This is a genomic window from Mycobacterium sp. NGS67, from assembly GCF_059812185.1.
Window position 1 is genome coordinate 71,326 of sequence record NZ_JCALCF010000017.1, and the last position, 14,794, is coordinate 86,119.

Annotated in this window: 12 protein-coding genes and 1 pseudogene; 10 read left to right on the forward strand and 3 right to left on the reverse strand. The window is 66.0% G+C overall.

Going from position 1 to position 14,794, the window contains the following annotated elements; translation table 11 throughout:
• Nucleotides 1-85 precede the first annotated feature (85 nt).
• From fadD17 to AC5Y4D_RS17055, 3 genes are all read right to left on the reverse strand, one after another.
• Nucleotides 86-1,615, reverse strand: coding sequence for a long-chain-fatty-acid--CoA ligase FadD17 (gene fadD17 / locus AC5Y4D_RS17045; protein WP_499943667.1), 1,530 nt, complete (start codon nt 1,613-1,615; stop codon nt 86-88).
• Nucleotides 1,616-1,677: 62 nt separating this feature from the next.
• A complete protein-coding gene (locus AC5Y4D_RS17050) occupies nt 1,678-2,775 on the reverse strand; it encodes an acyl-CoA dehydrogenase family protein (protein ID WP_499943666.1) in 1,098 nt (365 codons plus the stop codon).
• Between the two features lie 23 nt (nt 2,776-2,798).
• A complete protein-coding gene (locus tag AC5Y4D_RS17055; protein WP_499943665.1) occupies nt 2,799-3,980 on the reverse strand; it encodes an acyl-CoA dehydrogenase in 1,182 nt (393 codons plus the stop codon).
• A gap of 238 nt (nt 3,981-4,218) precedes the next feature.
• Here AC5Y4D_RS17055 and AC5Y4D_RS17060 point away from each other — a divergent pair, with 238 nt between their 5' ends.
• The 10 genes and pseudogenes from AC5Y4D_RS17060 to AC5Y4D_RS17105 all read left to right on the forward strand — a co-directional run bounded on the left by AC5Y4D_RS17060 (nt 4,219) and on the right by AC5Y4D_RS17105 (nt 14,786).
• Nucleotides 4,219-4,410, forward strand: a complete 192-nt coding sequence (locus AC5Y4D_RS17060) for a ferredoxin (RefSeq protein ID WP_499943664.1) — start codon at nt 4,219-4,221, stop codon at nt 4,408-4,410.
• 15 nt (nt 4,411-4,425) lie between these two features.
• Complete coding sequence (locus tag AC5Y4D_RS17065; protein WP_499943686.1) at nt 4,426-5,340, forward strand: 3-oxoacyl-ACP reductase; 915 nt, start codon at nt 4,426-4,428, stop codon at nt 5,338-5,340.
• Between the two features lie 196 nt (nt 5,341-5,536).
• Nucleotides 5,537-6,301 carry an MlaE family ABC transporter permease gene (locus tag AC5Y4D_RS17070; protein WP_500037690.1) on the forward strand — a complete coding sequence of 255 codons (765 nt, stop codon included), beginning with the start codon at nt 5,537-5,539 and terminating at the stop codon, nt 6,299-6,301.
• Nucleotides 6,302-6,355: 54 nt separating this feature from the next.
• A complete protein-coding gene (locus tag AC5Y4D_RS17075; protein ID WP_500037691.1) occupies nt 6,356-7,198 on the forward strand; it encodes an MlaE family ABC transporter permease in 843 nt (280 codons plus the stop codon).
• A 5-nt stretch (nt 7,199-7,203) separates the two neighbouring features.
• Nucleotides 7,204-8,407, forward strand: a pseudogene (locus AC5Y4D_RS17080) (virulence factor Mce family protein).
• Nucleotides 8,407-9,459, forward strand: coding sequence for a virulence factor Mce family protein (locus AC5Y4D_RS17085; protein WP_500037692.1), 1,053 nt, complete (start codon nt 8,407-8,409; stop codon nt 9,457-9,459). The pseudogene AC5Y4D_RS17080 and the gene AC5Y4D_RS17085 overlap by 1 nt, the downstream one beginning before the upstream one ends.
• On the forward strand, nt 9,449-10,510 hold the full coding sequence (locus AC5Y4D_RS17090; protein WP_500037693.1) for an MCE family protein: 1,062 nt from the start codon (nt 9,449-9,451) through the stop codon (nt 10,508-10,510). The genes AC5Y4D_RS17085 and AC5Y4D_RS17090 overlap by 11 nt, the downstream gene beginning before the upstream one ends.
• Complete coding sequence (locus tag AC5Y4D_RS17095) at nt 10,507-11,937, forward strand: virulence factor Mce family protein (RefSeq protein WP_500037694.1); 1,431 nt, start codon at nt 10,507-10,509, stop codon at nt 11,935-11,937. Before AC5Y4D_RS17090 ends, AC5Y4D_RS17095 begins: the two co-directional genes overlap by 4 nt.
• Nucleotides 11,934-13,091 carry a virulence factor Mce family protein gene (locus AC5Y4D_RS17100; RefSeq protein ID WP_500037695.1) on the forward strand — a complete coding sequence of 386 codons (1,158 nt, stop codon included), beginning with the start codon at nt 11,934-11,936 and terminating at the stop codon, nt 13,089-13,091. Before AC5Y4D_RS17095 ends, AC5Y4D_RS17100 begins: the two co-directional genes overlap by 4 nt.
• A gap of 12 nt (nt 13,092-13,103) precedes the next feature.
• Nucleotides 13,104-14,786, forward strand: coding sequence for a virulence factor Mce family protein (locus AC5Y4D_RS17105; RefSeq protein ID WP_500037696.1), 1,683 nt, complete (start codon nt 13,104-13,106; stop codon nt 14,784-14,786).
• Nucleotides 14,787-14,794 lie beyond the last annotated feature (8 nt).

The window sequence follows — 14,794 nt, forward strand, 5'->3', positions numbered from 1 at the left end:
CGTCTCGGCGGCGGGTTGTTGGATTCGCGCGTAATAGCGGGATCTGTTCCCGCCGATGCGCGTTTGCGCTGGCCAACGGGGTCGATCAGCGGCCAATGGCGAAGACGGGCTCGCCGCAGTCGACGCCCTCGGCCGACAGCTGCCGTTTGAGCACTTTGAACGTCACCGTCCCCGGCAACCCGGCGCTGATCCGCACCTGCGACGGCCATTGTTTGGGCCCCAGGTCGGGTTGTGCGGCCAGGAACGCGCGGAACTCGTCGGCGTCGAATTGCGCGCCGGGCGACAGCACCAGCGCGGCCATCACCTGGTCGCCGACCACCGGGTCGGGCACCGGGTACACCGCGGCTTCCACCACCGCCGGGTGGCGCAGCAGCACCCGCTCGATCGGGGCGGTGCCCAGGTTCTCGCCGTCGACGCGCATCCAGTCGCCGAGCCGCCCGGCGAAATAGGCATAGCCGGCTTCGTCGCGGTAGGCGAGGTCGCCGCTGTGGTAGATGCCGCCGGCCATTCTCTCGGCCTCGGCGACGGCGTCGTTGTAGTAGCCCTCGAACCGTCCCGGCCCGGCGGTGTTGACCACTTCGCCGACCACCCCGGGCGGGCAGGGCTCTCCGGTATCAGGGTCGACGATGGCGATCCCCTCCGGCAGCGGGCCCAGCGAGCCGGGCGGGGTGTCGGGGGTGCGGGCGATCGCCACGCCGCCTTCGGTGGAGCCGAACCCGTCCTGCACCAGACAGCCGAACCGGGCGCTGAAGCGTTCGATGTCGGCGGGTACGCCTTCGTTGCCGTAGACCGCACGCAACGGGTTGTCGGCGTCGTCGGGCTGCTCGGGGGTGGCGAGCACATACGACAGCGGCTTGCCCACGTAGTTGGCGTAGGTCGCGCCGTAGCGACGGACATCAGGCAGAAACTGCGAGGCGGAGAACTTGCGCCGCAACGCCAGCGAACCCTGGCAGGCCGCGGCCACCGCCCAGCCGACCAGGACCGCGTTGGAATGGAACAGCGGCATCGACACGTAGCAGACGTCGTCGGGGCCCAGCGCGAAACGCTGCGCCATGCGTTGCCCGGCGCTGGCCACTTTGCCGTGGCTGCACTTCACCGCCTTGGGTTCACCGCTGGTGCCCGAGGTGAAGATCAGCATGAAAAGGTCCGTGGGACAGGCGGATCGGAACACCGGTAGGGAATCCCGATGGGCGGTCACCTGGTCGGCCCAGGCGTGCGAGTCGACGTCCATGTGGTCGATGCCGTCCAACGTCTCGGCCGATCCGCTGTCGGCCAGCACCAGCTGGCAGTCGGCGTGCTCGATGTCGCGGGCCAGCGCCGCGCCGCGGCGCACCGGGTTCAGCCCGACCGGCACGATGCCGGTCATCGCTGCGGCCACCAGCATCGCCGAGAAGAACGGCGTGTTCTGCAGGAGCACGCCGACGTGCGGCGGACGCGCCGGATCCAGTCGGGCGCGCAGCGCGGCCGCTATGGCAGCGCCGTGCCGAAGGTGTGCACGCCAACTGGTGAAGGAGTCCTCGAAGTAGACGCCGCGGTCGTCGATCTCGGCCAGCGGGACCAGCAGTTCGGTGACCGTGGGGTCGGCGCTCAACTCAAAACCCTCTCGAGTGTGCATCCAGCGTCACGCTCGGCGTCGAATGTGCGTCCAGCCTCACGCTCGGCGCCGAGGGGCAATGGCTAGACCGGGGTTTCGGCCAATTCGCGACCGATCTGGCGCAGCTGCCCGGTGGCACCGCCCAGCGCGAACTCGGTCTCCTTGGCGGACAGGAAATAACGGTGCACCGGGTGGTCGGTGTCGACGCCGACGCCGCCGTGTACGTGCACGATGCTGTGCGCAACCCGGTGCCCGGCATCGGCGGCCCAGAACGCCGCGGACGCGACGTCGATCTCGGCGGGAATGTCCTCGGCCACCTTCCAGGCGGCCTGCGTCAACGTCAACCGCAGACCCTTGACGTCGATGTAGCCGTCGGCGAGCCGTTGACCCACCGCCTGGAAGCTGCCGATCGGGCGGTCGAATTGCTCACGGGTGCGGGCATATTCGGCTGTCAGCTGCAGACCGCGCTCCAGTACCCCGAGTTGGTAGGCACTGCGGCCGAGGGTTGCCAGGGTGCGCAACCAGGCGACGACGACGGCGTCACCAACCTTGCGGCTGGCGGGCACCTCGGTGCCGTCCAGCGCCAGATGTCCCGCGCTGCCCAGTCCGGTGGTCTGCAACGGGGTGACCGTCACACCCGGGTCGTCCGCGGCGACCAGGAAAACGACTGTGCCGGAATCGGTTTCGGCTGGAACCAGGAACGCGTCGGCGGTCGGGCCGAAGCTCACCTGGGTGCGGGTGCCGGTCAACCGAATGCCATCACCATGGCCGGAGGCCCGCACCGGACCTTCGCCCATCTCGCCGTCCAGCGCCACTGTCAGGATCTTCTCACCGCTCACCGCGGGGGCGCCCCAATCACGTTGCAGCTCTTCGGAACCGAACCGGGCCAGGGCGCCGGCGGCCAGCACGATCGAGTCCAGGTACGGCACCGCCGCCAGCTGGTGCCCGAGCGCCACCAGGATCGCGACCTGCTCGAGCACCCCGAAGCCGTCGCCGCCGACCTGGGTCGGGGCTGCACTGGTCAGGATGTCGCTGTCGATCAGCTTGCGCCACAGCTCGCGGTCGAACCGGTGCTCGAGGCCGTCGAGCTCACGCTGACGCTCGGGTGTGCACACCGCGTCGACGATGCTGTCGACCAGGCCACCGAGGTCCTGGGCTGCTTCGGTCGTCGAGAAATCCATGAAATGTCCCGTTCTGTGAAGGGTCAGCGGCTGGCGCGGGGCAGGCCCAGGGCGACCATGCCGATGATGTCGCGCTGGACTTCGTTGGTGCCGCCGCCGAAGGTCAGGATCAGGCACGCCCGGTGCATCCGCTCGACCCGGCCGCGCAGCAGGGCGCCGGGGGAGTCCTGCCGCAGCGTGGCTCCGGTGCCCAGCACCTCCATCAACAGCCGGTAGGCCTCGGTGGCCAGCTCGGTGCCGTACACCTTGGCCGCCGAGGCGTCCGCCGGATTCAACGACGCGGCATCGGCAGAAGCCAGCTCCCAGTTGATCAGCTTGAGCACCTCGGCCTTGGCGTGCACGCGGGCCAAATTGATCTGCACCCACTCCGAGTCGATCAGCCGCGCCCCGCCGTCGTCCTTGGTGTTCTGCGCCCACTCGCGGACCTCCCGCAGGGCCATGAAAATCGGCGCCGACGAGACCAGCGCGACGCGCTCGTGGTTGAGCTGGTTGGTGACCAGCTTCCAGCCCGCGTTCTCCTCGCCGATCAGGTTGGTCACCGGAACCCGCACGTCGGTGTAGTAGGTAGCGCTGGTGTCCGGGCCGGCCATGGTGTGCACCGGGGTCCAGGAAAAACCTTCCGCGGTGGTGGGCACCACCAGCATCGAGATGCCGCGGTGTTTCTTGGCTTCGGTGTTGGTGCGCACGGCCAGCCACACCCAGTCGGCGTAGGCGATCAGGCTCGTCCACATCTTCTGACCGTTGATCACGTAGTCGTCGCCGTCGCGCACCGCGGTGGTACGCAGGTTGGCCAGGTCAGTGCCGGCACCCGGCTCGGAATAGCCGATCGAAAAGTGCAGGTCCCCGGCGGCGATCTTGGGCAGGAAGAACTTCTTCTGCTCGTCGGTGCCGAACGCCATGATCGTGGGCGCCACGCTGTTGATGGTCAGGAACGGCACCGGAGCGCCAGCGATGGCGGCCTCGTCGGTGAAGATCAGCGAGTCCATCGGCGAGCGGTCCTGACCGCCGTACTCCTTCGGCCAGTTCAGGGTGAGCCACCCGTCCTTGCCCATCTGCGCGACGGTCTCGCGGTACACGTTGCCGGTGCCGTACTCGCCCTGTACCGAACTCAGCGCCTCGCGACGCTCCGGAGTCATCAGACCGGCGAAGTACGAGCGCAGCTCGCGACGCAGCTCCTCCTGTTCGGGGGTGTAACTGATGTGCATTCCCGCCGCCTCCGATCAAGCGATCGCGTCAATTCCAGGTACCGGCGCAGCCGCCGTCATCGACACCAGCGGATACCCATCGGCCACCCCGGTTGTAACACGTTCTAGTCTCTGAATCCAGCGACCGTTCCCTGATGCGGACCGGAGCCCTATGGTGGTGCTAGACAGATGCTAGACAAAGACCGAGTTCGAATAACGCGTATTCCCTAACTCCCAGCCCAGGTTCCAGGAGGATGCCGTGCGAGTGAAAGTGGACCGTGACCGGTGCGAAGGTAACGCCGTGTGCTTAGGCATTGCCCCGGATATCTTCGACCTGGACGACGAGGACTATGCCGTGGTGAAGACCGATCCCATTCCCAGTGACCAGGAGGATCTGGCCGAGCAGTCGATCGCCGAATGCCCGCGCGCAGCCCTGTTACGGGAAGACTGACCAGAAACTAGAGGTATTCATAAATTGAGCAGCAACAACGCGACTGATCTGTCCGGCAAGGTCGCGGTGGTGACCGGTGCCGCCGCCGGCCTGGGCCGCGCCGAGGCGATCGGCCTGGCCCGGTTGGGCGCCACCGTCGTCGTCAACGACATCGCCGCCGCGCTGGATTCCTCGGATGTCTTGGACGAGATCGGCACGGCCGGATCCAAGGGGGTCGCGGTCGCCGGGGACATCAGCGCCCGCGAAACCGCCGACGAACTGCTGACCACCGCCGACGGACTGGGCGGGCTGGACATCGTCGTCAACAACGCCGGCATCACCCGCGACCGGATGCTGTTCAACATGACCGACGAGGACTGGGACCAGGTCATCGCCGTGCACCTGCGCGGCCACTTTCTGCTCACCCGCAACGCCGCAACGTACTGGCGCGCCAAGGCGAAAGAAGCCAAGGAAGGCCGCGTCTACGGCCGCATCGTCAACACGTCCTCGGAGGCCGGACTGGTCGGCCCGGTCGGGCAGGCGAACTACGGCGCCGCCAAGGCGGGCATCATCTCGCTGACGCTGACCGCTGCCCGCGCGCTGAGCCGCTACGGGGTGTGCGCCAACGCGATCGCCCCGCGCGCCCGCACCGCGATGACGGCCGACGTGTTCGGTGCCGCGCCGGAAGACGGCGAGATCGACCCGCTCTCACCCGAACACGTGGTGACCCTGGTCGGGTTCCTGTCCTCCCCGGCGGCGGCCGAGGTCAACGGGCAGGTGTTCATCGTCTACGGCCCGAAGGTGACGCTGGTTGCCGCGCCGACGGTGGAGCACCAGTTCGATGCCGGCGCCGCGGCCTGGGAGCCCGCTGAGCTGAGCACGACTATGCAGGGCTACTTCGCCGGCCGGGACCCGGATCGCAACTTCGCCGCCACCGCGCTGATGGACTGATCCCGAAAGACGACCCGCAAGTCGACAGTGCCGAAGTACCAGGTGTGCATCTTCGCTGCAAAAAATTGCGGGGTTCATCGACACCCAGAACTTGTTCTAGTTAATATGAGCCCGCTCACACCAAGCAACGAGTCATCCAACGGTGTGTTTCCGGTCAAGAAAAATCGCCGCGAGCCGCAGATTGGAGGACCCGGTTTTGTTGCAGAAGCTTGCCGTGCCGGCCCGAGGCGTCGGTGGTTTCTTCGAGATGTCGATAGACACTGCCCGTGCCGCCTTCCGGCGGCCATTTCAATTCGGGGAGTTCCTCGACCAGACCTGGATGATCGCGCGGGTGTCCCTGGTCCCGACGTTGCTGGTCTCCATCCCGTTCACCGTGCTGGTCGCCTTCACCCTGAACATCCTGCTCCGCGAGATCGGTGCCGCTGACTTGTCCGGTGCCGGAACGGCATTCGGCACCATCACCCAGCTGGGCCCGATCGTCACCGTGCTCGTCGTCGCCGGCGCCGGGGCCACCGCCATCTGTGCGGACCTGGGCGCACGCACCATCCGCGAGGAGATCGACGCGATGCGGGTGCTCGGCATCGACCCGATCCAGCGACTGGTGGTGCCCAGAGTGTTGGCCTCCATGTTGGTAGCGGTGCTGCTCAACGGCCTGGTATGCCTGATCGGACTGTCCGGTGGCTACGCCTTCTCGGTCTTTTTGCAGGGCGTGAATCCGGGTTCGTTCATCAACGGTCTGACCGTGCTGACCGGGCTGCGCGAGCTGATCCTCGCCGAAGTCAAGGCATTGTTGTTCGGCGTGATGGCCGGCCTGGTCGGGTGCTATCGCGGTCTGACCGTCAAAGGCGGACCCAAGGGCGTCGGGAACGCCGTCAACGAAACCGTCGTCTACGCGTTCATCTGTCTGTTCGTGATCAACGTGGTGTTGACCGCCATCGGCGTCAGAATCTCGGCTAAGTAGGCGACTGGGGGGCGGGGTAACAAATGACGACGGACGAGCGATGGTGAGTGTGCGATGAGCTACGACGTCACCTTTCGCCTACGCAATTTCTTGTCGAAGTTCGCTGAACCGGTCGACAGCTTCGGCGAGCAGGCGTTGTTCTACGGGGAGACCTTCCGCTACGTGCCCAACGCCCTCACCCGCTATCGCAAGGAGACCATCCGGCTGATCGCCGAGATGACGCTGGGCGCGGGCGCACTGATCATGATCGGCGGCACGGTCGGGGTCGCGGCATTCCTGACGCTGGCTTCGGGCGGCGTGATCGCGGTGCAGGGTTACTCGTCGCTGGGCAACATCGGCATCGAGGCGCTCACCGGTTTCCTCTCGGCCTTTCTCAACGTCCGCGTCGTCGCGCCGGTGATCGCCGGCATCGCATTGGCTGCCACGATCGGCGCCGGCGCCACCGCCCAGCTAGGGGCTATGCGGGTGTCGGAGGAGATCGACGCCGTCGAATGCATGGCGGTGCACTCGGTTTCGTATCTGGTGTCGACACGTTTGCTCGCGGGCCTGGTGGCGATCGTTCCGCTCTACTCGTTGTCGGTGCTGGCGGCGTTCTTCGCCGCTCGCTTCACCACGGTGTTCATCAACGGGCAGTCCGCCGGCCTCTACGACCACTACTTCAATACTTTCCTCATCCCGTCCGACCTGCTGTGGTCGTTCGCACAGGCGATCGCGATGTCGATCGCCGTGATGCTGGTACACACCTATTACGGCTACAACGCCAGCGGGGGATCGGTTGGTGTCGGCATCGCTGTCGGGCAAGCGGTACGCACCTCGCTGATCGTGGTGGTGGTCATCACCCTGCTCATCTCGCTCGCCGTTTACGGCGCGACCGGCAACTTCAACCTCTCGGGGTAACGGGCATGTCAGATACCGGATCACGACGGACCGCAGGCCGGGTGGCCGCGGCGGTGTTGGGTGTCCTGCTGGTGGCGTCGGCGGTCCTGACCTACCTGTCCTACACCGCGGCGTTCACGTCGACAGAGACGGTCACCGTGTCCTCCCAACGTGCCGGTCTGGTCATGGAGAAAGGCGCCAAGGTCAAGTATCGAGGCATTCAGGTCGGCAAAGTCGAGGACATCAGTTACAGCGGTGACCAGGCACGGCTGACGCTGGCCATCACCAGCGACGACATGCGTTACATCCCGTCCAACGCGACGGTGCACATCGCCGGCAACACCATCTTCGGCGGCCAAGTCAGTGGAATTCATCCCGCCCCAGGCGCCGGCGCCCACCTCGTTGCGCCCGGGCGCCCACGTCGAAGCCAAAGCCGTTCAGCTGGAAGTCAACACCCTCTTCGAGTCGCTGATGAACGTGCTGCACAAGGTCGATCCGGTCGAGCTGAACGGAACGCTGAGTGCGCTGTCGGAAGGGCTGCGTGGCCACGGCGACGACCTCGGTGGGACGCTGACGGGACTGAACACCCTTACCCGCCAGGCGAATCCGAAACTGCCTGCGTTGCAGGAAGATTTCCGGCAGGCGGGGCTCGCCCTCGGCTATTACGGTGACGCCGCACCCGACCTGAACACGGTGTTGGGCAACTTGCCGACCCTCAGCAGGACGGTCGTGGATCAGCAGAACAACCTCAACACCACTTTGTTGGCCACGATCGGGTTGGCCAACAACGGCTACGAGACGCTGGCTCCGGCCGAAGAGAATCTGATCGCCACCGTCAACAGGCTGCGGGCCCCGCTGAAGGTGGCGGCGGACTACTCGCCGGAATTCGGCTGCCTACTGGCCGGCATCGACCGCGGCGTCAAGGAGTTCGCCCCGTTGCTCGGAGTCAAGAAAGCCGGTCTGTTCACGTCCTCGAGTTTCGTGCTGGGCGCGCCTGCCTACACCTATCCAGAGAGCCTCCCGATCGTCAACGCCTCCGGCGGGCCGAACTGCCGCGGATTGCCTGACATTCCGACCAAGCAGACCGGCGGCTCGTTCTACCGGGCACCGTTCCTGGTCACCGACAATGCGCTCATCCCCTACGAGCCGTTCACCGAAGTGCAGTTCGACGCCCCGTCGACCCTGCAATTCCTGTTTCACGGCGCCTTCGCAGAACGGGACGACTTCTGATGGCGGCCGGCGGCATGCCATCGCACCGGTCGATGGTCATCAAGGTCAGCATCTTCGCGGTGGTGATGCTCCTGGTCAGTGCGGCGCTCCTGGTGGTGTTCGGCGACTTCCGGTTCGGCTCGGAAAGCACGTATCACGCCACGTTCATCGACGCTTCCAAGTTGAAGGGCGGCCAGAAGGTGCGCATCGCCGGCGTGCCGGTCGGTGCGGTTTCCGGGGTCAAACTCAACACCGACAACACCGTCGACGTGGAATTCGGTGTCGACAGCCGCTACACGCTGTACTCGTCCACCCGGGCGGTGATCCGGTACGAAAATCTGGTCGGCGACCGGTTCTTGGAGATCACTTCCGGGCCTGGCGAGCTGCGCAAGCTGCCGTCCGGTGGCACCATCGACTCCGCGCACACGCAGCCCGCGCTGGATCTCGACGCGCTGCTGGGCGGGTTGAAGCCGGTGCTGAAAGGCCTGGACGCCGACAAGATCAACACGATCAGCAGCGCCGTCATCGAGTTGTTGCAGGGCCAGGGCGGGGCGTTGGCCAACGTGTTGAGTGACACCAGCGCGTTCTCGTCGACACTGGGCAAACGCGATCAGCTCATCGGCGACGTGATCTCCAACCTCAACACCGTGCTGGGCACCATCGACCAGCGCAGCGCGCAATTCTCCAGCAGCGTCGACCAGCTGCAACAGCTGATCGACGGGTTGGCCAAGAATCGGGATCCGATCGCCGGTGCCATTCCGCCGCTGGCCTCGACCACCACGGACCTGACGGATCTGCTGCGGAACTCGCGCCGACCGCTGCAGGGTGTGCTGGAAAACGCCCGGCCCTTCGCGACCGAACTGGACACCCGCAAAGCCGAGCTCAACAACGACATCGAGCAACTCGGCGAGGACTACCTCCGGCTCTCCGCGCTGGGCACCTACGGATCGTTCTTCAACATCTATTTCTGCTCGGTCACCATCAAGATCAACGGTCCGGCCGGTTCCGACATCCGACTGGGTCTGGGCGGCTCGGTCGATCCGAGTAAAGGGAGGTGCTCCTTTGCCAAGTAGCTCGCGCGACCGTGACCCGCTGCGCACCGGAGTAATCGGCCTGGTCGTCGTGGTGTCGGTCATGCTCGTCGCCTTCGGTTACTCCAAGTTGCCCTTCTGGCCGCAGGGCAGGAGCTATCAGGCCTATTTCAGCGATGCGGGCGGGATAAGTCCCGGAAACAGCGTCCTGATCTCCGGCGTCAAGGTCGGCAAGGTGACCGAGGTGACGTTGGCCGGCGACAGCGCCAAGATCGTGTTCGACGTGGAGCGCCACATCAACGTCGGTGACCAGTCGCTCGCGGCGATCCGCACCGACACCATCCTCGGCGAGCGCTCGATAGCGGTGAGTCCCGCCGGGTCCGGGCGTGCGGCAACGATCCCGTTGAGCCGCACGACCACGCCCTACACCCTGGCGGGCGCACTCGAGGATCTGGGCCAGAACGCCAGCAACCTGAACAAGCCCCAATTCGAGCAGGCGTTGCGGGCACTCACCGACACGCTGCACGACGCCACTCCGGGACTGCGCGGCGCGCTGGACGGCGTGACGACGCTGTCGCGCACGTTGAACAGCCGGGACGACGCGTTGCAGACCTTGATGGCGCACGCGAAGTCGGTGACGGCGGTCTTGGCGCAACGGGCCGGGCAGGTCAAGAGCCTGGTCGACGAGGGCAACCAGCTGTTTGCGGAACTCGACGAGCGCCGCGCTTCGCTGAGCGCCCTGATCGCCGGCATCGACGACGTCTCCGCGCAGCTGTCCGGTTTCGTCAACGACAACCGCAAGGAGTTCGGCCCGGCGCTGACCAAGGTCAACCAGGTGCTGGCCAACCTCAACGAGCGCCGCGACTACATCACCGAGGCGCTGAAGCGGCTGCCCACCTACGCGACCACGCTCGGCGAGGTGGTCAGCTCGGGACCCGGATTCAACGTCAACGTCTTCGGCGCGATCCCGGCGCCGTTGGTGGCGACGATGTTCGACTTCGTCTTCCAGCCGAACAAGCTTCCGGACAGCCTCGCTGACTATCTGCGCGGCATGATCCAGGAGCGCTGGACGATCAGGCCCAAGTCACCATGACGACCAAGCAACGCTTCGGCAGCAAAGGGCTGCGGGCCATCACCATCGTCGCGCTGGTCGCGTCGCTGGTCGGTGGCGCGTACGTGTTGTTCTCCGCGACCGGCGGTGGCCGCAAGCTGACCGCCTACTTCAGCTCCTCGGTCGGGCTATACCCGGGAGACGAGGTGCGCATCCTGGGCGTTCCGGTGGGCGAGATCGAGTCGATCGAACCTCGCGCATCGGACGTCAGAATCGTCATGAACGTGTCCGAGGACATCAAGATTCCGGCCGATGCCAAGGCCGTGATCATGTCGCCGAACCTGGTGGCGGCCAGGTTCATTCAGCTCTCGCCGGCCTATACCGGCGGTCCCGCGCTTCCCGACGGTGCCAGCATCGATCTGTCCCGAACTGCTGTCCCTGTGGAGTGGGACGAGATCAAGGAAGCCCTGACCCAGTTGTCGGTTCAGCTCAGTCCCGCCGCGGGCGAGCTGCAAGGCCCGCTGGGTTCGGCGATCAACCAGGCCGCGGACACCCTCAACGGCAACGGCGACTCGTTCCACAGCGCGCTACTGGAACTGTCGCAAGTCGCCGGGCGCCTCGGCGATTCGCGCGGCGACCTTTTCGGCACCGTCAAGAACCTGCAGATCCTCGTCGAGGCGCTGTCGCAGAGCAACGAGCAGATCGTTCAATTCGCCGGGCACGTGGCGTCGGTGTCGCAGGTGCTCGCCGACAGTTCGCGGAATCTGGACACCACCCTGGGCACGCTCAACCAGGCGCTGACGGACGTCAAAGGGTTCCTGCACGAGCACCATTCGACATTGATCGAAACGGTCGATCAGCTCAAGGACTTCACCCAGACGTTGAACAGCGAGAGCGACAACATCGAGCAGGTCTTACATGTAGCGGGACCCGGCATCACGAACTTCTACAACATCTACGACCCGGCCCAGGGCACCCTCAACGGGTTGCTTTCGCTGCCCAACTTCACCAACCCCGTGCAGTTCATCTGCGGCGGATCCTTCGACACCCAGGGCGGACCGTCGGGACCGGATTACTTCCGGCGCTCCGAGCTCTGCCGCGAGCGACTGGGCCCGGTACTGCGCCGGCTGACCGCGAACTACCCGCCGGTCATGTTCCACCCGCTCAACAACATCACGGCCTACAAGGGTCAGATCATCTACGACACCCCCGCGACCCAGGCCAAAGCCGAGACACCGGTGCCGGAGTTCACCTGGATTCCGGCCAAGGGATCAGGGACGCAGCCCGGGGCACCGGGGGCCGCCACCGATCTGCAGAGCTTGTTCGTCCCGACGGCTCCCGGGCCTCCGCCGGGCTATGGTCCCGCGCCGGGTCCGGCGTCCGCACCGGGTCCGGCGTCCGCCCCGGGACCGGCCTCGGCGCCGGCGCTGCCGGGCCCGCTGCCCGCCGAGCAAGGAGCTGGCCGATGAGGCGGATCTGGTTGCGTGGCACCGTGATACTGGCCAGCAGCACAGTGCTGGCCGGGTGTTCCTTCGGCGGGTTGAATTCGCTGTCGATGCCGGGCACCGCCGGTCACGGCGGTGGTGCGTATTCGATCACCGTCGAGCTGCCGGATGTGGCTACGCTGCCGCAGAATTCGCCGGTCATGGTCGACGACGTCACCGTCGGAAGCGTGGCCGGGATTGCGGCCCAGCAGCGTGCCGACGGATCCTTCTACGCTGCGGTCAAATTGGCGCTGGACAAGAACGTGGTGTTGCCGGCGAACGCGACCGCCAAGGTTGCCCAGACTTCGCTGCTGGGTTCGCAGCACGTCGAGCTGGCAAAACCGACCGACCAGCCCCCAGCGAAGGACAAGCTGCGCGACGGGTCCCGCATCCCGGAGTCGCGCACCGGCCGCTTCCCGACGACCGAGGAGGTGTTGTCGGCGCTGGGTGTGGTGGTCAACAAGGGCAACGTCGGGGCGCTGGAAGAGATCACCGACGAGACTTATCGAGCCGTCGCCGGTCGTCAAGGCCAGTTCCGCGACCTGATGCCCAGACTTGCGGAGCTGGCGTCCGGACTCCGCAGGCAGGTCGACGACATCATCGCTGCCGTGGAAGGGCTGGACCGGTTCTCGGCCATACTGGCGCGCGACAAGGACAATCTGGGCCGGGCGCTGGACACCCTGCCGGAGGCGCTGCGCGTGCTCAACAAGAATCGGGACCACATCGTCGAAGCGTTCTCCTCGCTGCGCAAACTCGCGATGGTCACGTCGAATGTGTTGTCCAAGACCAAGACCGACTTCGCAGCGGACCTCAAGGACCTCTATTCGGTCATCAAGGCGCTCAACGACAGCCGCAAGAACTTCGTCACCGCGCTGCAGATCATGCTGACCTTCCCGTTCCCCAACTTCGGCATCAAGCAAGCGGTCCGAGGGGACTACCTCAACGTGTTCACCACGTTTGACCTGACGCTGCGTCGCCTCGGTGAGACCTTCTTCACCACGTCCTACGCGCTGGACCCGAACATGATGCATATGGACGAAGTCCTCAACCCGCCCAACTTCCTGATGGGCGAACTGGCCAACCTGTCCGGACAAGCGGCCGACCCGTTCAAGATTCCGCCCGGCACGGCGACACAGTAGAGGCGGGCAACGATGATCGACAGACTCACCAAGATTCAGCTGTCCGTGTTTGCGGCCATCACCGTGATGACGCTCGTCGTGATGGCGATTTTCTACCTGCGGTTGCCGGCCACGTTCGGCATCGGAACCTACGGTGTGAGTGCTGATTTCGTGGCGGGCGGCGGTCTCTACAAGAACGCCAACGTCACCTACCGCGGTGTTGCGGTGGGGCGGGTCGAGTCGGTGGAACTCAACCCCAACGGCGTCACCGCCGAGATGCGGCTCAACAGTGAAACTCCGATTCCGGCCAATGTCACGGCCATGGTCAAGAGCGTGTCGGCGATCGGTGAGCAGTACATCGAGTTGACGCCGCCCAAGAACCCGGCGTCGGACAAGTTGCGCAACGGATCGAAGATCGACCGGAACAACACGCGTATCGGCCAGGACGTCGCCGACCTGTTGAAGAAGGCCGAAAACTTGGTCGGCAGTCTGGGCAACACGCGGTTGCGCGAGGTACTGCACGAGGCGTTCGTCGCGACCAACGGCACCGGCCCGGAGATGGCCAGGCTGATCGAATCGGCCCGGCTGCTGGTGGATGAGGCGAACACCAACTATCCCCAGGTTTCGCAGCTGATCGATCAGGCCGGTCCGTTCCTGCAGGCCCAGGTGCGCGCCGGCGCCGATATCAGGACACTGTCGGATGGTTTGGCGCGGCTGACCTCCGAAGTCCGGCGCGCCGACCCGCAGTTGCGCGACACCCTGTCCACCGCACCGGACGCGATCGACCAGGCCAACGAGACGTTCACCGGCATCCGACCGTCGTTCCCGGCGCTGGCGGCCAACATGGCCAATCTGGGCCGGGTGGGCGTCATCTACCACAAGACGATCGAGCAGCTACTGGTGGTTTTTCCGGCGCTGTTTGCCGCGATCACCACGGCGGCCGGCGGTCAACCCCAGGATGAGGGCGCCAAGCTGGACTTCAAGCTCGATCTCAACGACCCGCCGCAGTGCAACACCGGCTTCATACCCGCACCGCTGATCCGCACGCCCGCCGACGAAACAGTCCGCGAGATACCACGCGACCTGTACTGCAAGACCGCCCAGAACGACCCCAGCGCGGTGCGCGGTGCGCGCAACTATCCGTGTCAGGAATTCCCCGGGAAACGGGCACCCACCGTGCAGCTGTGCCGGGACCCCCGCGGTTACGTGCCGGTCGGCACCAACCCGTGGCGCGGACCCCCGATCCCGTACGGGACCCCGGTGACCAACGGGCTGAATATCCTGCCGCCCAACCACTTTCCGTACGTACCGCCAGGAGCCGACCCGGATCCGGGTATCCCGATCGTCGGGCCGCCCCCGCCCGGGGTGATACCGGGCCCGGGCCCGGCGCCACACCAACCGGCCTACGACCCGCCGCCTCCCAACAACAGCGGGCCGCCGCCGGGCAACCCGTCGTACATGCCGCCGAACTATCCGCCGGTGCCACCTCAGCTTCCGTACCCGAAGTACCTCGAGCCGCCCGGGCCACCCCTGGGTACCGGTCCGGCGCCGGGTGCCGAGCCACAGGCCGCCGGTGCGGCCTACACCACCTATGACCCGGCCACCGGCCGGTTCAACGACCCCGCGGGCGGCACTGGTATCTTCGCGTCCGGCGTGACGGGCACGTCCGGCGCGGAGAATTGGGTGGACCTGATGCTTGCGCCCAAAGCGCTTTGACGAATTGC